The following is an 18,723-nucleotide window of genomic DNA, read 5'->3' on the forward strand; positions in this document are numbered from 1 at the left end:
TTTTTAATAGAGGTAATAGGCTTTGAGCGATATGGCAAAGAATCTCATCTTGTGGCTTGTGATAGCCGTCGTACTGATGAGCGTTTTTCAGAGCTTCAGTCCGAGCGGAACGACATCGGCGACCATGACATACAATGAATTTGTGTCTCAGGTTAACAATGGCAATATCCGTCGTGCTGAATTTGGTGATGATGGACGCACTATTTCAGGTATGACTCGCAATGGTCAATCTTATAAAACAGTTGTGCCAACTCAGTATGACCCGAAAATTTTGGATGATTTGTTGGCAAACGATGTAGAAACTCAGGGTACCCCACCTGAAGAGCAGAGTATTCTTGCGTCAATCTTTATCTCGTGGTTCCCAATGCTGTTGCTTATTGGTGTATGGATATTCTTCATGCGTCAAATGCAAGGCGGCGGTGGTCGTGGCGCCATGTCGTTCGGTAAGAGTAAAGCGAAGCTCATGAACGAAGAGCAATCAAAAACAACATTTAAAGATGTTGCTGGTTGCGATGAAGCTAAAGAAGAAGTGTCAGAATTAGTTGATTACCTGAAAGACCCTTCTAAGTTCCAGCGTTTGGGCGGAAAAATTCCTAAAGGCGTGCTTATGGTTGGTCCTCCGGGAACGGGTAAGACTTTATTAGCTAAAGCCATTTCCGGTGAAGCAAAAGTGCCGTTCTTTAGTATCTCTGGTTCTGACTTCGTTGAGATGTTTGTTGGTGTTGGTGCTTCTCGTGTTCGTGATATGTTTGAACAAGCTAAAAAGTCGGCTCCTTGTATCATCTTTATTGATGAACTTGACGCCGTAGGTCGCCAACGTGGTGCCGGGCTTGGTGGTGGACACGATGAACGTGAACAAACACTGAACCAAATGCTGGTTGAAATGGATGGCTTTGAAGGCAACGAAGGCATTATTGTTATCGCTGCAACTAACCGTCCAGATGTATTAGACCCTGCACTGTTGCGTCCGGGACGTTTTGACCGTCAGGTTGTTGTTGGTTTGCCAGACGTACGCGGTCGTGAACAAATTCTGAAAGTGCACATGCGCAAAGTTCCTCTTGGTGACGACGTTAAGCCAGAGTTGATTGCTCGTGGGACGCCAGGATTTTCCGGGGCCGATTTAGCGAACTTAGTCAACGAAGCCGCATTGTTTGCCGCGCGTGGCGACAGACGTGTTGTTTCAATGGAAGAGTTTGACAAAGCTAAAGACAAAATCATGATGGGTGCTGAGCGCCGCTCAATGGTTATGACGGACGATGAGAAAGCCATGACGGCTTATCATGAAGCTGGTCACGCTATTGTGGGTCGTCTGGTACCAGAGCATGACCCTGTCTATAAGGTATCGATTATTCCGCGCGGTCGTGCATTGGGTGTCACTATGTACTTACCTGAGCAGGATAGAGTGAGCCACAGCAAGCAACATCTTGAAAGCATGATTTCTAGCTTGTTTGGTGGTCGTTTAGCCGAAGCAATTATCTTTGGTGATGAGAAAGTCACTACCGGCGCGTCAAATGACATTGAACGTGCAACAGAAATTGCTCGAAAAATGGTCACTCAGTGGGGCTTGTCTGAAAAGATGGGACCATTACTTTACGCTGAAGATGAAAATGAAGTCTTCCTTGGGCGTTCAGTAACTCAGCATAAGCATATGTCTGATGACACTGCACGGGCTATTGACGAAGAAGTGAAGTCGGTTATTGATCGTAACTATCAACGGGCGAAAAAACTGTTGGAAGAGAACGTCGATATCCTTCATTCAATGAAAGATGCGTTGGTTCGGTATGAAACTATCGATGCCGACCAAATTGATGACTTGATGAATCGCCGAGATGTTCGTCAGCCGAAAGACTGGGATGACAGAGACAGTGGTGGTAATGGTTCGGATGGCGGTGCTGCCAAGGCAGATGAGACCGAAGAGCGTCCTGAACGACCCATCAATGTCGACAAGCCCGGGGATGCAACTTCTTAAAGTTGACTCTTTTTAAAAGCCACCGAGAGGTGGCTTTTTTGTAAGAATAAGAAACAGCAATTAGCGGAGCCGAGTTATGCCTAAAAACCCCAACCCTTTGCAAGTTATGGGTATTGTTAATGTTACGCCGGACTCATTTTCAGACGGAGGTGAATACAATCGCTTAAATGATGCGATTGATCACGTGGCGCAGCTGATAAGTGATGGTGCTGATATGATAGACATTGGTGGGGAGTCAACTCGGCCCGGCTCACTAGCTGTCCTGGAACAAGAAGAGCTCGATAGAGTCATTCCTCTGGTCGAAGCGGTACGACAACGTTTTGATGTATCAATTTCTGTCGATACCACTAAACCGGTTGTTATGACTGAGTCTATAAAGGTCGGTGCAAATATCATTAATGACGTAAACGCATTACGAGAAGAGGGCGCCCTGAAAGCTTTGGCATCAACCTCTGCAAAAGTTTGCTTAATGCATATGCAGGGAGAGCCTAGAAGCATGCAGCACAACCCAGACTACGACGATGTTGTCTGTGACGTTAAGGCTTTTTTACAAGAGCGTATTATTGCCTGTGAGCAAGCAGGTATTGGCAGAGAGCGAATTTGGTTGGATCCTGGTTTTGGGTTCGGCAAGTCTCAACGACATAATTACCAGTTGCTACAAAGGCTACAGGCGTTTCACGAACTACAGTTACCCTTGTTAGTCGGAATGTCGCGAAAAAGCATGATTGGCCACGTTACGGGACGTGAAGTTAAAGACAGATTAGCAGGCAGTTTAGCGGCTGCAACCATTGCAGCTATGAAAGGAGCACGTATAATTCGCGTTCATGATGTTAAGGAGACAGTTGATGCAATGAGAGTGGTTGCAGCAACTTTAGAAGGAGAGCACCTTTGAGTGAGCGTAAATATTTTGGCACCGATGGCGTGCGCGGACGAGTCGGGCAGTTCCCGATAACCCCTGAGTTTGCCGTAAAGCTTGGCTGGGCGGCTGGCCGAGTGCTGGCTGCAAAAGGTACCAGCCGCGTATTGGTTGGTAAAGATACCCGGGTTTCCGGTTATATGCTGGAGTCAGCTTTGGAGGCCGGACTGGCTGCAGCCGGTGTCGGTGTGGATTTCTTAGGCCCTATGCCCACTCCCGGCATTGCGTATCTGACACGGACATTCAGAGCCGCGGCCGGTATTGTTATTAGCGCATCGCATAATCCGTATTACGATAACGGCATAAAGTTTTTTGCTGACAACGGACACAAACTTCCAGATGCCGTAGAGCTGGAAATTGAACGTCTGTTAGATGAGCCAATGGATTGTGTGATTTCAGAAGAGCTGGGTCGTGCTAAGCGGATAAATGATGCCGCTGGTCGCTATATCGAGTTCTGTAAAAGTGTTTTCCCTAACGAAATGACTCTGGAAGGGTTACACATTGTCGTCGATTGCGCGCATGGTGCGACCTATCACATAGCGCCTAATGTGCTTCGTGAACTTGGTGCTGAAGTGACTGAAATTGGTACTCAGCCTAATGGCCTTAACATCAATAAAGAATGCGGCGCAACTCACCTGGAGGCATTACAGAAAAAGGTACTGGAGACTAAAGCGGATTTAGGCATAGCTCTGGACGGTGATGGTGACAGGATCATGATGGTGACGGAGAATGGTCGCCCAATTGACGGTGATGAAATCCTTTATATGCTGGCTGTGACTGCACAGAATCAGGGGCAGTTACAAGGAGGTGTTGTCGGCACACTAATGACAAACTTTGCCCTGGAAAAAGAACTCGATAAAAGACGTATTCCCTTTGTCCGGGCAAAAGTCGGTGATCGCTATGTTATCGAAGAACTGGTTAAGCGAGACTGGTACCTTGGCGGTGAAAATTCGGGCCATGTGATTAACCGTCAGCACCACACTACCGGTGATGGTATTGTCGCCGGACTGCAGGTACTGGCAGCTATGTATCAGGAACAAAAGTCACTGGAAAAATTAAGCTGCGATTTTCATAAGTTGCCGCAAATTCTTATCAATGTCCGCTTCGATAGCGATAAGCAGCCTTTAGAATCGGCGAATGTTAAAAGTGCGGTACGAGAAGTTGAAAAAGCGCTGTCGGGCAGTGGTCGGGTACTTTTACGGAAGTCGGGCACTGAGCCTTTAATTCGGGTAATGGTTGAAGGCGAAAACGAAGCCAAGGTAAAAGCCTTTGCTCAGCAAATAGCGAACGAAGTTGAAGCGGCTACAAATTAAACAGTTAGCGGGCAGCGATGAAAATCTCGCTTGTAAGTTGGCGAGTGTTTCGCTACTATTCCCGCGCTCTGAAGTAGAGGACAAACTATGCCTAATGCATCACTAGTGATTGCAAATTGGAAAATGAACGGAAATCGCGAGCTAACGAAAACCATGTCGATGGCGTTGCGAGAGAAACTTAGCCAGCTTCAGAAGGTTAAGATAGTAGTCTGTCCTCCGTTTACCCTTATCAGTGAGTTGGCAAGTCAATGTTATTATGATGACATTGCCATAGGTGCTCAGAATGTTTCTGAACATACTAGTGGAGCCTATACAGGCGAAACCTCGACAACTCAACTGCAGGAGTTTGGCGTTAGCTACGTGCTCGTCGGGCATTCAGAACGTCGTCAATTGTTTGCAGAAACAGACGACAAGGTAAACGAGAAAGCACTGGCGACCGTCAATGCAGGTATGACAGCAGTTATTTGTGTTGGTGAAAATAAAGCTCAGCGCGATGAGGGGAATACCTGGAAGGTTGTAGCAGAACAAGCGAAAGCTGCGTTGGCAAACCTTCCTAAAGAGAAAGCCGGGAAAGTTGTTTTGGCCTATGAGCCAGTATGGGCAATCGGTACCGGAGAAACAGCATCACCGGAGCAAGCACAGGACGTTCATGCAAAACTAAGAACGTTACTGGTAGAGCAATTTGGCGCGATTGGTGAGAAAATGCCGTTATTGTACGGTGGCTCAGTTAAAGCTGATAACGCTGCCGAATTATTTGCGCAAAAAGACATTGATGGTGGTTTGATAGGTGGGGCGAGTTTGAAAGAATCAGACTTTGTTGCTATCTGCCAGGCTGCTCAAGGGTAAAATTATGTACGAAATTTTAATGATTGCATTTCTCGTTGTTGCTTTAGTCTTAATTGGCTTCATTATGCTACAGCAAGGCAAAGGCGCGGGTATGGGCGCATCTTTCGGTGCAGGCGCATCGAACACTGTTTTCGGCTCTTCAGGTTCAGGAAACTTTCTGACACGCGCTACGGCAGGGTTAGCGGTAGTCTTTTTTATCCTGAGTTTGGTGTTGGGTAACTTATCGACCTCTACGGACGAAAGCTCAACAGACTTCTCGGATTTGTCAGTACCTGAAGAAGAACAACAGTTGCCTCCAGCGGAAGACGAATCAGATCCTGAATCTGACGTACCGCCAATCGACTAAAAATTTTGCAGAAGTGGTGGAATTGGTAGACACGCTACCTTGAGGGGGTAGTGCTCTTACGGGCGTGCGGGTTCAAGTCCCGCCTTCTGCACCAAAATTAGCGCTCTGATTGTTGCGTCAGAGGTTGAAAATAAACGAAAAATACGTATAATGTGCAACAAGTTTCGGACGCGGGGTGGAGCAGTCTGGTAGCTCGTCGGGCTCATAACCCGAAGGTCGTAGGTTCAAATCCTGCCCCCGCAACCAATTTTAGTAGCAGCGTTTCGCATTAGTCGGCGCTTTTGCTAAAATAACTGACAAAGGGTCCAGTGTTCAGAAAGCCCCGCAGCAGCTCGGGGCTTTTTGCTATGCGGCCTTAGCTATCTTAGGATAGCCAGAACACTGGGCGCTTGCGCCCTTTTTTTGTTTCAGGAGGCAGTAATTGGCAAATTTGCAAGAACGGTTAACCGATATGATTCGGCCAGCAGTAGAAGCTCTGGATTTCGAATTATGGGGTGTGGAGTTTGTCCGCGCCGGTAAGTTTTCGACGTTACGAGTGTACATTGATCATCCGGAAGGAATTAGTGTGGATAACTGTGCGGATGTCAGTTATCAGGTCAGTTCCCTATTAGATGTAGAAGACCCGATTAACGTTGAATATAACCTGGAAGTGTCCTCTCCGGGAATGGAAAGACCGTTTTTTAATGCCGAACAAATGCAGCCTTACGTGAATGAAACCGTTGCTTTTGAGTTAGTAGCGGCACAGAAGAACAAAAGGAAGTTCAAAGCGAAATTGATAGCGGTTGAGGGGGAAGAACTGACCCTTTCCGTAGATAACGATACTCTTCAGGTGAATATGCGTGATGTGAAAAACGCTCACCTGGTTCCAACATTTGATTAAAAGATTGCGTTGGCGAGGCAGCACTCATGAGTAAAGAAATACTGTTAGTCGCAGAAGCGGTTTCAAACGAAAAAGCGGTACCACGCGAAAAAATATTTGAAGCTTTAGAGTCAGCATTGGCTCATGCGACCAAGAAAAAATACGACGGTGATATTGAAGTTCGTATCGATATCGATCGCAATACTGGCGAATTCGATACCTTTCGCCGTTGGTTAGTTGTTGAAGACACGGACACAGGGTTAGAACACCCTTACCGTGAAATTAGCTTGTCAGCAGCGCAATATGAAGATCCATCGGTTCAAGCCGGGGATTACGTAGAAGAGCAAATTGACTCAATTCAGTTTGACCGTATTACGACACAAACCGCTAAACAGGTTATTGTACAGAAAGTACGCGAAGCAGAGCGCGCACAAGTCGTGGATGAATATCGCGATCAAGTGGGCGAAATGGTTAGCGGTATCGTTAAGCGAGCAAACCGTGAGCACGTTATCCTAGACTTAGGTAATAACGCTGAAGCTATTATTTACCGGGATGAAATGTTACCGCGTGAGTCGGTACGTCCTGGTGACCGAATTCGTGGCTTGCTTTATGACGTGCGTCCCGAGGCTCGTGGTGCACAGTTATTCGTGAGCAGAACCAACCCTAATTTCTTGTTGGAACTTTTCCGTATCGAAGTACCGGAAATTGGCGAAGAAATGATTGAGTTGCGTGGCGCTGCCCGCGATCCGGGTTCTCGTGCTAAAATTGCAGTGAAGAGCAATGATAAACGCATCGATCCGGTTGGCGCTTGTGTCGGTATGCGCGGTGCGCGTGTGCAGGCTGTTTCCGGCGAGTTGGGCGGTGAGCGTGTGGATATCGTGCTTTGGGACGATAACGCAGCACAGTTTGTAATTAACGCAATGGCTCCTGCAGAAGTTGCTTCTATTGTCGTTGACGAAGACGCGCACACAATGGATATCGCCGTAGCGGCTGATAACCTGGCGCAGGCAATCGGTAAAGGTGGACAGAACGTTCGCCTGGCAAGTCAGTTAACTGGCTGGACATTGAATGTCATGACAGAAGACGAGTTCAATGAGAAAAACGAAGCAGAAGCTCAGCGTTTATTGAATTTGTTTGTTTCAACCTTAGATATTGACGAAGACTTTGCAACCGTGCTTGTTGACGAAGGTTTTTCTTCGTTAGAAGAAGTGGCTTATGTTCCAGTTGCTGAGTTCCTTGATATTGAAGGAATGGACGAAGATATCGTAGAAGAATTACGTAGCAGAGCGCGTGCTTATTTAACGACCAAAGCTTTAGCTACAGAAGAATCTCTGGAATCGGCTGAACCAGATGAAACGCTGTTGAATCTTGAAGGAATGGATCGCCACTTGGCCTATGTGTTAGCCAGCAAGGGTGTGACCAGTCTGGAAGAGTTAGCGGAACAGGGCGTTGACGACTTAGCCGATATTGAAGAATTAAATGAACAGCAGGCTGGCGATTTAATTATGAAAGCCCGCAATATTTGCTGGTTCAATGAAGAACAGTAGAACGATCAGCGGAGGTACAACAGACTATGGAAGAAGTAACGCTCGATAAGCTGGCCAAAGATGTCGGTACAACAGTTGATCGTCTGGTTCAGCAGTTCGCTGAAGCGGGCATGACCAAGAAAGCGGGTGATTCTGTTAATGAAGATGAAAAACAGAAATTACTGGCTCACTTGAACCGTCAGCATGGCGGTGGCGGCAGCTCTGAACCCAGCAAAATGACTTTAAAACGTAAAACGAAAAGTACGTTAAGCGTTGGCGGCGGAAGAGATTCTAAATCCGTTCAGGTAGAAGTGCGCAAAAAACGCACTTATGTCAAACGTTCGGCGAGTGAAGAGCAGGAACGTGAAGAGCAAGAACGCTTAGCCAAAGAAAAAGAAGCAGAAGAAGCTAAACTTCGCGAAGAAGAGCAAAAACGCGAAGAAGAGAAGCAGCGCAAAGAAGCTGAAGCGAAAGCTAAAGTAGAGCGCGAAAAAGCTGAGAAAGAAAAAGCAGAGAAAGAGAAACTGCGTAAAGAAAAAGAGAAAGCACGTCAAAAAGCGGAAGCTGAGAAACGTGCAGCGATGACACCTGAAGAACGTGAAGCGGCAGACAAAGCGAAAGCAGAAGCCGAAAAACTGAAGCGTCAACAGGAAGAAGAAGCCCGTAAAAAAGCGGAAAAAGAAGCGGAAGCGCAAGCGGAAGAAGCTCGCAAACTAGCTGAAGAAAATGCAAAACGCTGGGAAGAAGAAGAGCAGAAACGTAAGCAGCAAGAGCAGGAAGACGTGCACTTTACAACGTCTTCTACAGCTCAGGAAGCTGAAGACGCGCAGGACTTCGACGAAGAACGTAAAAGTCGCAAGCGCGGCAAAAAACGTCGTCGCAAAGATGAAGAAAGTGATGAAACGCCGCGTCGCGAGAAGCGTCGTAAAGGTGCTCGTCGTGGCTCATCACTGCAACAGGGCTTTAATAAGCCAGCGCAGCCGGTCGAGCGTGATGTAAAAATTGGCGAAACCATTACTGTTGGCGAACTGGCTAACCGTATGGCAATTAAAGCCAGTGAGCTCATCAAGACCATGATGAAAATGGGCGAAATGGTTACGATTAACCAAATTCTTGACCAAGACACAGCTGCCTTAGTTGTTGAAGAGCTTGGACACAAGCCCGCGCTTGTCAAAGACAATGCGTTGGAAGAGGAAGTGCTTTCTGACCGCCATGAAGGTGGTGAAGAAGCACCTCGTGCTCCGGTCGTAACGGTTATGGGTCACGTTGACCACGGTAAAACGTCGTTACTGGATTACATTCGTAAAGCGAAAGTCGCATCCGGCGAAGCGGGTGGTATTACCCAGCATATTGGTGCATACCACGTTGAAACCGGTCACGGAATGGTAACCTTCCTTGATACTCCGGGACACGCGGCCTTTACCTCGATGCGTGCACGTGGTGCCGGCGCAACCGATGTTGTTATTTTGGTTGTTGCAGCGGACGACGGCGTTATGCCACAGACCAAAGAAGCGGTTCAGCACGCGAAAGCAGCTGGCGTACCTCTGGTGGTCGCTGTCAACAAAATGGATAAAGAAGGCGCAGATCCGGATCGTGTGAAAAACGAACTGTCTCAGCTGGAAGTCATTCCGGAAGACTGGGGTGGTGACGTGCAGTTTATTCCGCTGTCAGCTCACACCGGTGAAGGCATTGACGAGCTGTTAGAAGCAATTCTGTTGCAATCTGAAGTACTGGATTTACGCGCAGAAAAAACCGGCATGGCCTCAGGTATCGTGGTTGAATCACGTCTGGATCGTGGTCGTGGACCAGTAGCGACGGTTCTTGTTCAGCGCGGTTTGTTGAAGCAAGGTGATGTTGTACTGTGTGGCCTTGAGTACGGACGTATTCGTGCCATGCGCGACGAAACCGGTAAAGAAATTAAAGAGGCCGGTCCTTCAATTCCTGTAGAAATACTTGGCTTGTCTGGTGTTCCTCAGGCAGGTGACGAAGCAACGGTTGTTAAGGACGAGCGTAAAGCACGTGAAGTAGCTAACTACCGTCAGGGTAAATACCGTGATGTGAAATTAGCGAAACAGCAAAAAGCGAAACTGGAAAACATGTTTGCGGACATGGCTGAAGGTGACGTTGCTGAACTGAACATTGTCCTGAAGTCAGACGTACAAGGCTCATTGGAAGCGATTTCTGATGCTCTGACTAAGCTGTCGACTGATGAAGTGAAAGTGAACATCATTGGTAGCGGTGTTGGTGGTATCACTGAAACCGATATTTCTCTGGCCAGTGCATCGAATGCGATTGTTGTTGGTTTTAACGTTCGTGCCGAAGCGGCCGCTAGAAAACTGGTTGAGCAAGAAAGTGTCGACTTGCGCTATTACAGCGTCATTTACGACTTGATTGACGAAGTTAAAGCAGCGATGAGCGGTATGCTGCAGCCTGAGTTCAAACAACAGATCATTGGTCTGGCAGAAGTTCGCGATGTCTTCAAATCACCTAAGATCGGTGCAATTGCCGGTTGTATGGTAACTGAAGGTATAGTCAAACGTTCAGCACCAATTCGCGTACTACGTGACAACGTTGTTATTTACGAAGGTGAGCTTGAATCACTGCGTCGCTTTAAAGATGACGTTCAGGAAGTTCGTAACGGCATGGAATGTGGTATCGGTGTTAAGAACTACAACGATGTCAAAGAAGGCGACCAAATTGAAGTCTTCGAAACAGTCCAGATAGAACGTACGCTTTAATCAAGGACACAGTAATTTATGGCACAAGAGTTTAGCCGTACCGAAAGGGTACGGCACCAGCTACAACGAGAAATCGCTATGATCCTGCAGCGCGAGATAAAAGATCCTCGCGTTAGCATGGTCACAGTATCCGATGTGGAAGTTTCTCGCGATTTAGCTTATGCCAAGGTGTTCGTTACCTTTTTTCAAGATGACCCTGAACAAGTTAAGCAGGCGTTAAAAGTGCTGAATGAAGCATCTGGCTTTATTCGTTCTTTGTTAGGTAAACGCATTAAGGCACGCATAGTTCCGCAACTTAAATTCCAGCACGATGCCTCGTTAAATGAAGGTATTCGCATGGGTAAGCTGGTTGCAGAAGCACGCGAGCGAGATAAAAAAAGCAGTGAAAACAGCGGAGACGATTAATGTCTAAAGCTCGTCTACGCAAAGGCCGTGCAGTCACGGGCGTAGTTTTATTGAATAAACCGCAGGGCATGAGTTCAAACCATGCCCTGCAGCATGTTAAGCGCCTGTATAATGCACAAAAAGCCGGTCATACCGGAGCCCTCGATCCTTTAGCCACTGGAATTCTGCCCATCTGCCTGGGAGAAGCGACAAAGTTCTCACAGTACTTACTTGATGCCGATAAAGCGTATCGGGTTGAAGCTTTGCTAGGCGTCCGAACGACTACGAGCGACGCCGAAGGCGAAGTTGTTGAAGAAAAACCGGTTTCGGTTGATGCTAAACATATTGCCGAGGTAATTCAGGACTTTATTGGTAAGCAAGCGCAATCACCCTCTATTTATTCAGCGTTAAAGCATGAAGGCCGGCCTCTGTATTATTACGCTCGGCGCGGTATTGAGGTTCCCAAAAAGACACGCGAAATTACAATACACTCTATAGAGTTGTTGGCTGTCGAGGGAAATAAGGTCGTTCTTCAAGTCAGTTGCAGCAAAGGTACGTACATTCGGACGCTGGTGGATGATTTGGGTCAGGCTTTGGGGTGTGGCGCACACGTTTCCAGTTTGCATCGTAATGCGGTGGCCGATATTAACGAATCGACCATGGTAACGCCTGAGCAGTTGGAAAAAGCGGCGGAGCAGGGCCAGTCTAAGCTGGATGATTTGTTGCAACCAGCTGACCTGCTGTTAGGCGAACTGCCAAAGATTACAGTAACTCAGACACAGACCAGAGACTTTCTTCATGGGCAGCCTATTCCTTTACCGGTAAGCGATGCAAATGAAGCCGAAGAGTGGCGAGTCCTTAATGAGCAGTCTCAGTTTTTAGGCGTTGGCCGGGTGAAAAACATGGAATTATGGCCGCGTCGCGTTATTGCTCTTGAGTATGCTGATTTATAGTTGTTTTTGTGTTGTTAGGTGGGTATAATCGCCGCCTTCATATCGACGCTGAATTAGTGATTGGCGTTGATCATTTTGACAAACTTAGGAGTTATCATGTCACTAACTGTTGAACAGAAAGCTGAAATTGTAAAAGAATTTGGTCAAGGCGAGAACGATACGGGTTCTCCTGAAGTGCAGGTTGCGCTTTTGACAAAAAACCTGGCTGAATTACAAGACCACTTTAAATCACATAAGAAAGATCACCATTCACGTCGTGGTCTGTTACGTATGGTTAGCCGTCGTCGTAAGCTTCTTGATTACCTGAAGCGTAAAGACGAAAAACGCTATGTAGCACTTGTTGAGCGTTTAGGTATCCGTCGCTAAGACACACCAACGCATAAAGAATTTTTAAAAAGGGCCTTTTGGCCCTTTTTTTGTATTCTTTTTAGGCTTATGGGTCTTAATTTTGTCACAATTCCCTTATACTATGCGACGAGATAAATAAAGAGAGAAGACGAGTATCAATCCGGATACTCTATATTTTGAAGGTAAAGGAAAGAAACGTGAATCCAATAACTAAACAATTTCAGTACGGTCAGCATACAGTCACATTAGAAACTGGCGTAATAGCACGTCAGGCGACTGGTTCTGTACTTGCCAGCATCGATGATACAACAGTCTTAGTCACTGTTGTTGCCAAAAAAGAAGCACGTGAAGGGCAAAACTTTTTCCCGTTAACAGTCAATTACCAAGAAAAGACTTACGCAGCCGGTAAAATTCCTGGCGGTTTCTTTAAGCGTGAAGGGCGTCCTAGCGAAAACGAAACGTTAACCAGTCGCTTAATTGACCGACCAATTCGTCCATTATTTCCAGATGGCTTCATGAACGAAGTACAGGTTGTTGCTACTGTTGTTTCAGTAAACCCTCAGATTAACCCTGATATCGTCGCTTTAATTGGCGCGTCAGCAGCTTTATCCATTTCTGGTGCTCCTTTTGCAGGCCCAATTGGCGCAGCACGTGTTGGTGTGGTTAATGATGAATACGTACTAAACCCAACCGCCGACGAGTTAGAAAACTCCAAGCTGGATCTTGTGGTTGCGGGTACGGATAAAGCCGTATTAATGGTTGAATCAGAAGCTGAGTTGCTGTCTGAAGACCAAATGCTTGGTGCCGTTATGTACGGTCACGAAGCAATGCAGGACGTTATTAAAGCCATTACTGAATTTACTGCAGAAGCAGGCAAAGAGAAGTGGGACTGGCAGGCTCCTGCAAAAGATGAAAGCTTGCAGACCAAAGTTCGTGAATTGGCAGAGCAAGGTATTGGCGAAGCCTACCGCACTACCGACAAAGCAGAACGTAAAGGTAAGCTTGACCAAGTTAAAGAGCAGATGGTCGAGAAGCTAACTGCTGAAGATGAAAACGTCGATTTAGAAGAAGCCGGCAAAATCTTCCACGACCTGGAAAGTGACATTGTACGTAGCCGTATTATTGCTGGTGAAAAGCGTATCGATGGCCGCGACCCTGACATGGTTCGTGCTATTAGTGTCGCTACTGGTGTATTACCGCGTACTCACGGTTCATCATTGTTTACCCGTGGTGAGACTCAGGCGTTGGTAACTGCTACCTTAGGTACCGATCGTGATGCTCAGATGATTGACGAGCTGACTGGTATGAACACAAATCGCTTCATGCTGCATTATAACTTCCCTCCATACTGTGTTGGTGAAACGGGTATGGTTGGATCGCCAAAACGTCGTGAAATTGGTCATGGTCGTTTGGCTAAACGTGGTATTCAGGCAGTTATGCCTAGCCACGATGAATTCCCTTACACTATTCGTGTGGTTTCAGAAATTACCGAATCAAACGGTTCAAGTTCAATGGCCTCAGTTTGTGGTTCTTCATTGGCGTTAATGGACGCTGGTGTGCCAATTAAGTCTTCTGTAGCGGGTATCGCTATGGGCTTGGTTAAAGAAGGCGACAAGCACGTTGTTCTTTCCGATATCCTTGGTGATGAAGATCACTTAGGTGATATGGACTTTAAAGTAGCCGGTAACACCGATGGTATTACTGCGTTGCAAATGGACATTAAAATTGATGGTATCACTCGCGACATCATGGAAAGTGCATTAGCGCAGGCTAAATCAGCTCGCTTGCACATTCTGAAAGTGATGGACGAAGCCATTGGCGGTCACCGTGAAGAGCTTTCTACTTATGCGCCTCGCTTTACCACTATCAAAATTGATCAGGACAAGATCAAAGACGTTATCGGTAAAGGTGGAGCGGTCATTCGAGAGCTGACCGAATCAACCAATACCAACATTGAGATTGGTGATGACGGTACCATTAAAGTTGCAGCAAGCGATCAGGCAGATGCCGACGCCGCTATTGAGAAAATCAAGCAGTTAACGGCTAATGTTGAAGTAGGTAAAATTTACCAGGGTAAAGTAGCGCGTATCGTAGACTTCGGTGCGTTTGTTACTGTGTTACCAGGGAAAGACGGCTTAGTTCATATTTCTCAAATTGCAGAAGAACGTGTTAATGACGTAAACGAATACCTGAAAGTTGGTGATGTCGTTCCGGTTAAAGTACTGGAAATTGACCGTCAGGGCCGCGTTCGTTTAAGCATGAAAGAAGCTGCTGAGAAAAAAGAAGAGCCAGCAACTGAAGCTCCTGCAGAACCAGCTAATGAAGAAGAAAACAAAAGCGAAGAATAATCGTAAAGATTCTCTAAGCTTTGTTAAAAACCCCGTTTAAACGGGGTTTTTTATGTCTGTCTTTTGCCTGTTTGGCTTCGAGTGTGCTGTAATAGAGCTATAGGTTTATTCAAAGGAAATATTATGCAGGTGCGAACAAGTAGTGCATTCATCGGAGCTCTTTTGTTGTTAGGGGCGTTGACCGGGTGTGCGTCGCAAAATTCAGTTAATCAATTGCCGGACAATGTTGTGCTTGCAGAGCCTGAGCGCGCAGAATTTCGTTATGAAATAGAGCTTGCGCGTATTGCTCAGATGTTGGGAGAGGATTTAACCCAGGAGCAACGAGCAGAGCTATATTATCGCCGTGGTGCCCTATATGATGCTGTCGGACTAAGAACTCTGGCCAGGATGGATTTCACTCGTGCGTTGGAATATAACCCGAGACTAGCGGATGCCTATAATTTTTTAGGTATTCAATACACACAGTTAGAAGAATTCGATTACGCGTATGAAGCTTTTGACTCTGCAATTGAGTTGGATCCCGAGCATCGTTACGCTTACTTGAATAGAGGAATAGCCGAGTACTACGATGCAAGAACCGAACTTTCTCAGGAAGACTTAGAGTATCATTTGGAGAAAGAACCGGAAGACCCTTACCGGGTTATTTGGTTATTTTTAGCGGAATATGAAAATGATCCGGAACAGGCACAGATTAGTCTGGAAGAAAATGCTGAAGAGCTTGATAAAAGCGAATGGGGTTATCAGATCACGCAGCTGTATGCGGATAAGCTTTCTAAAGAGGCTTTTTTAGAACGTATGACCCGTAATTTGGGTGATTCTGAAAAACTGACAGAGCGTTTATGTGAAGCTTACTTTTATTTGGGGAAGTATATGCAGATAAAAGGTGATCAGCTGGAAGCTATGAATTATTTTAAACTGGCTTTAATGACGAATGTCTATGAGTTTGTTGAACACCGTTATGCGTCGGTTGAGTTAACGCGTATTCGTCACGCATTATTAAACCGGTAAAGAGCCAGTTAATGAAAGGACGGCTGTTAGTACTTTCTGCTTTTTTGGTTATAAGTAGCTGGTCTCATCAAGTCTTTAATTCAAAGCAAACATTGAACTGGTCAGCGCATAAAGGCCATGCGAAAGCGCAATATCAATTAGCTAACCGTTATTGGCAAGACAAAAATCGCACTGCCGCTCATTACTGGTGGCAGCGCTCTGCCAAACAAAAGTATTCTCCTGCCATCGAAAGCTTAATTCGTGCTTTCCCTAAAGCTAACGACGACTGGTTAAAGTTGGCTGTCGCTGCTGGTAACCCTACCGCTAAGCGGCAAGTTGCAATGGCTGAATTGGCAAACGACAACATTTCGATTGAGCAATGGCACCGGCGTTGGAAAAGTGCTGACGAACCTTGGTTAAAGCAAAAATTTGCCTTACTTGAGCGTTATCAGAAAAATAGTAACTGCGATATCAGTATTAAAGTGATAGCGGCTAATCAAAGCGCAAAAAAGCGCTATCTTGATTTTTTATCGGCGGTAGAAAACTCCCCTTTTACGACCAGTAACTGGTGTGTCGGTTGGGCTCTGGACGAGGAATTATCATGCTCTATTGGTGATGAGCGAGGTAGGGCAAGTTGTCGTTCAGATAAAGGACATGACAGAACAGTGATATTGGCGGATAAGGGCATTGCGAGTGCGGACAGTCGAACATTGACATTGACCCCCGATAGCTCAGAAAAAGTTATTCAACATGAGCTGGGGCATTGGCTGGGCTTTGCCGATGAGTATGCCATGTCGGAGTCTCTGGCCCGGAAATTTTGCAACGGCCATTATGAGCATGAAAGCTTAAATATTATTGTTTCCGGCCACGCTCAGTACTATTCCAGCACGCAAGTTCAGGATATCTATAACAACTTACCATGGAAAAGTGAAATACCTTCATGGAAAGAAATAGCCCAGCAAGACGGGGATAAGTGGCGCCTGGGAAGCTCAGAAAGCCGCGATATAGGACTTTTTAAAGCTGACACCTGCAATGCTATTAGTGATAAACAAGCGTGGCGCCCGGTAAATGTCAGAACGGCGATGGAGCAGCACAATACCGGGCTATGGCCAGAGCTTTATTTGAAGTTATTGCGGAAATATCAATAACTGCCGTGTAAGACTATACAGAGAGTGCCACTTGAGCCAGGATAAGCACCGGGCAAAGTGTTGCCAGAAACCAGATGAGTGAACGTAATTTGTCGTAGTTGCTCAAGTACGCAATGTGGTAAAGCACTCTTAGCACAATGAAGGAAACGCTCAGAAACTCAATTCTTTCGGTTACCTGAGAAGTGGCTATAGCCGCTAGAATTGCAGCGGCAAATAACGGGAAAGCTTCATAGGCATTGTAATGACCTGCAACAGCGCGGGCACCTCGTCCAAGTAAACGCTGTTGCTGAGCCCTGGGATGTTTATTATCGTAACCATTGTCGCGATTCTGGAAATAAACCACTGGAGCCTTGGCTAGAATAGGCAAGACTCCGGCAATGAGTAAACACCACAGTAAAAGGCTCATGGTCAAGTTTCCTGGTTAACGTACAGTTTCACCCGCTGCCTGCAAGTCGGCATGATAAGAAGAACGCACGAGCGGACCGCTGGCAATATGGCTGAAGCCCATTTCAACACCGGCAACGCGCAGCTCTTCAAACTCATCCGGGTGAACATAGCGGGCAACTGGAATATGGTGGCGGCTAGGCTGTAAATACTGGCCGATAGTCAACATGTCAACATCATGCGCACGGAGGTCTTTCATAACCTCCAGTATTTCTTCTTTGGTTTCGCCAAGGCCAACCATAAGCCCTGATTTAGTGCGTATATCAGGGCGAGCCTCTTTGTATTTTTGCAGCAAATCTAAAGACCACTGATAGTTTGCGCCCGGACGAGCCGCTTTGTAAAGGCGTGGCACAGTCTCAAGGTTGTGGTTGAACACATCAGGTGCCTCGTCTTTCAAAATATCAAGCGCGACTTGCATACGGCCACGAAAGTCCGGTACAAGTACTTCAACCTGAATGTTGTTTTCGCTGTGCTTACGTATTTCACGAATACAATCGGCAAAATGCTGAGCCCCGCCATCGCGTAAATCATCACGATCAACTGAGGTAATAACGACATACTTCACTTTCATGTCGCGAATCGTTTTGCCCAGTTTTTCAGCTTCTTCAGGGTCCGGCGGAAGAGGGCGACCATGAGCAACATCGCAGAATGGGCAACGACGCGTGCAAATATCACCCAGAATCATAAAGCTGGCCGTACCGTGGTTAAAACATTCCGGTAAATTTGGACAGGAAGCTTCCTCACAAACAGAGTGCAGGCCATGGCTGCGCATAGCCTGCTTAATTTCATCAATACGCTCAGTTGAAGAAGGGAGCTTCACCTTCAACCACGACGGCTTACGCAACATTTGGTCGCGTTCTGTGGGAATAATTTGTACTGGTATCAGTGCCATTTTATCGGCGTCACGCATTTTGACACCAGGTTCAACTCTAACTGGCTTTGACATAATCTTGAGCGAGTCCCGTTTGTTGAAGAATGTTGCTGTAGGAAACTGAACTAGTGAAGTGTTTTATCACTGCATTAGCGGCTTCACTAAAGCTTTCAGGACCATTGAGATCCTTGGTTTGAATCATTTTTATGCCCGACAGCCCACAAGGGTTGATCCGGGCAAAGGGTTCCATATCCATATTGACGTTTAACGCCAACCCATGGAATGAACAGCCTTTACGAATACGCAGCCCTAACGAGCAAATTTTATCATTACCAACGTAGACACCCGGAGCATCGCGTCGAGCTTGAGCATCAATACGGTAATCGGCAAGAGTCCCGATAACCGTGTTTTCAATTTGATTGACTAACTGGCGGACACCGTAATTTAGGCGACGAATATTCAGAAGAAAATAAATAACGACCTGACCCGGGCCGTGGTAGGTTACCTGCCCACCTCTGTCGACTTGAATAACGGGAATATCGCCAGGAGCCAGAATATGCTCGGCCTTTCCGGCCTGCCCTTGGGTAAACACAGGGTCATGTTCAACCACCCACAGCTCGTCTGCAGTGTGTTCGTCGCGCTGGTCGGTGAATTGTTGCATAGCATGCCATACGGGTTCGTATGGCTGCCTGCCTAATTCACGAATAATTAAGGTATCGTTCATGCC

17 protein-coding genes and 2 tRNA genes are annotated in these 18,723 nt (G+C 46.6%); 16 read left to right on the plus strand and 3 right to left on the minus strand.

The window, feature by feature from the left end:
• Nucleotides 1-22: 22 nt before the first annotated feature.
• From ftsH to BM359_RS00990, 16 genes are all read left to right on the plus strand, one after another.
• Nucleotides 23-1,969 carry an ATP-dependent zinc metalloprotease FtsH gene (gene ftsH / locus BM359_RS00915; RefSeq protein WP_054487048.1) on the plus strand — a complete coding sequence of 649 codons (1,947 nt, stop codon included), beginning with the start codon at nt 23-25 and terminating at the stop codon, nt 1,967-1,969.
• A 76-nt stretch (nt 1,970-2,045) separates the two neighbouring features.
• Nucleotides 2,046-2,861, plus strand: a complete 816-nt coding sequence (gene folP, locus BM359_RS00920; protein ID WP_054487049.1) for a dihydropteroate synthase — start codon at nt 2,046-2,048, stop codon at nt 2,859-2,861.
• The gene (gene glmM / locus BM359_RS00925) at nt 2,858-4,198 is read left to right on the plus strand and encodes a phosphoglucosamine mutase (protein WP_054487051.1); all 1,341 of its coding nucleotides are present in this window, start codon (nt 2,858-2,860) and stop codon (nt 4,196-4,198) included. The genes folP and glmM overlap by 4 nt, the downstream gene beginning before the upstream one ends.
• An 87-nt stretch (nt 4,199-4,285) precedes the next feature.
• Nucleotides 4,286-5,044, plus strand: a complete 759-nt coding sequence (gene tpiA / locus BM359_RS00930; RefSeq protein WP_054487054.1) for a triose-phosphate isomerase — start codon at nt 4,286-4,288, stop codon at nt 5,042-5,044.
• Nucleotides 5,045-5,048: 4 nt separating this feature from the next.
• Nucleotides 5,049-5,390 (plus strand): preprotein translocase subunit SecG, encoded by a 342-nt coding sequence (gene secG, locus BM359_RS00935; protein WP_054487056.1) that lies wholly within the window; start codon nt 5,049-5,051, stop codon nt 5,388-5,390.
• Nucleotides 5,391-5,397: 7 nt separating this feature from the next.
• Nucleotides 5,398-5,484: transfer RNA gene (locus tag BM359_RS00940), tRNA-Leu, on the plus strand.
• 75 nt (nt 5,485-5,559) lie between these two features.
• Nucleotides 5,560-5,636 (plus strand) — tRNA-Met (locus BM359_RS00945).
• A 175-nt stretch (nt 5,637-5,811) separates the two neighbouring features.
• The gene (gene rimP / locus BM359_RS00950) at nt 5,812-6,270 is read left to right on the plus strand and encodes a ribosome maturation factor RimP (protein ID WP_054487058.1); all 459 of its coding nucleotides are present in this window, start codon (nt 5,812-5,814) and stop codon (nt 6,268-6,270) included.
• Nucleotides 6,271-6,296: 26 nt separating this feature from the next.
• Complete coding sequence (gene nusA, locus BM359_RS00955; protein ID WP_054487060.1) at nt 6,297-7,796, plus strand: transcription termination factor NusA; 1,500 nt, start codon at nt 6,297-6,299, stop codon at nt 7,794-7,796.
• A gap of 26 nt (nt 7,797-7,822) precedes the next feature.
• Nucleotides 7,823-10,513 (plus strand): translation initiation factor IF-2, encoded by a 2,691-nt coding sequence (gene infB, locus BM359_RS00960; RefSeq protein ID WP_054487063.1) that lies wholly within the window; start codon nt 7,823-7,825, stop codon nt 10,511-10,513.
• 18 nt (nt 10,514-10,531) lie between these two features.
• Nucleotides 10,532-10,918 (plus strand): 30S ribosome-binding factor RbfA, encoded by a 387-nt coding sequence (gene rbfA, locus BM359_RS00965; protein WP_054487065.1) that lies wholly within the window; start codon nt 10,532-10,534, stop codon nt 10,916-10,918.
• The gene (gene truB / locus BM359_RS00970; RefSeq protein ID WP_054487067.1) at nt 10,918-11,850 is read left to right on the plus strand and encodes a tRNA pseudouridine(55) synthase TruB; all 933 of its coding nucleotides are present in this window, start codon (nt 10,918-10,920) and stop codon (nt 11,848-11,850) included. The genes rbfA and truB overlap by 1 nt, the downstream gene beginning before the upstream one ends.
• 96 nt (nt 11,851-11,946) lie before the next feature.
• The gene (gene rpsO, locus BM359_RS00975; RefSeq protein ID WP_054487070.1) at nt 11,947-12,216 is read left to right on the plus strand and encodes a 30S ribosomal protein S15; all 270 of its coding nucleotides are present in this window, start codon (nt 11,947-11,949) and stop codon (nt 12,214-12,216) included.
• Nucleotides 12,217-12,395: 179 nt separating this feature from the next.
• Nucleotides 12,396-14,546, plus strand: coding sequence for a polyribonucleotide nucleotidyltransferase (gene pnp, locus BM359_RS00980; RefSeq protein WP_054487072.1), 2,151 nt, complete (start codon nt 12,396-12,398; stop codon nt 14,544-14,546).
• Nucleotides 14,547-14,669: 123 nt separating this feature from the next.
• Nucleotides 14,670-15,554, plus strand: coding sequence for a lipoprotein NlpI (nlpI, locus tag BM359_RS00985; protein WP_054487075.1), 885 nt, complete (start codon nt 14,670-14,672; stop codon nt 15,552-15,554).
• A gap of 11 nt (nt 15,555-15,565) precedes the next feature.
• Nucleotides 15,566-16,681, plus strand: coding sequence for an SEL1-like repeat protein (locus BM359_RS00990; RefSeq protein ID WP_054487077.1), 1,116 nt, complete (start codon nt 15,566-15,568; stop codon nt 16,679-16,681).
• Nucleotides 16,682-16,694: 13 nt separating this feature from the next.
• Here BM359_RS00990 and BM359_RS00995 read toward each other — a convergent pair whose 3' ends face one another.
• The 3 genes from BM359_RS00995 to lipB are packed head-to-tail and all read right to left on the minus strand — an operon-like array spanning nt 16,695 to nt 18,720.
• A complete protein-coding gene (locus tag BM359_RS00995; RefSeq protein ID WP_054487079.1) occupies nt 16,695-17,087 on the minus strand; it encodes an MAPEG family protein in 393 nt (130 codons plus the stop codon).
• Between the two features lie 15 nt (nt 17,088-17,102).
• Nucleotides 17,103-18,071 carry a lipoyl synthase gene (lipA, locus tag BM359_RS01000; protein WP_054487081.1) on the minus strand — a complete coding sequence of 323 codons (969 nt, stop codon included), beginning with the start codon at nt 18,069-18,071 and terminating at the stop codon, nt 17,103-17,105.
• The gene (lipB, locus tag BM359_RS01005) at nt 18,055-18,720 is read right to left on the minus strand and encodes a lipoyl(octanoyl) transferase LipB (protein WP_054487083.1); all 666 of its coding nucleotides are present in this window, start codon (nt 18,718-18,720) and stop codon (nt 18,055-18,057) included. Before lipB ends, lipA begins: the two co-directional genes overlap by 17 nt.
• Between the last annotated feature and the right edge of the window lie 3 nt (nt 18,721-18,723).

Origin of the sequence: Idiomarina abyssalis (assembly GCF_900116625.1) — a bacterium.
Classification (GTDB): Bacteria; Pseudomonadota; Gammaproteobacteria; order Enterobacterales; family Alteromonadaceae; genus Idiomarina; species Idiomarina abyssalis.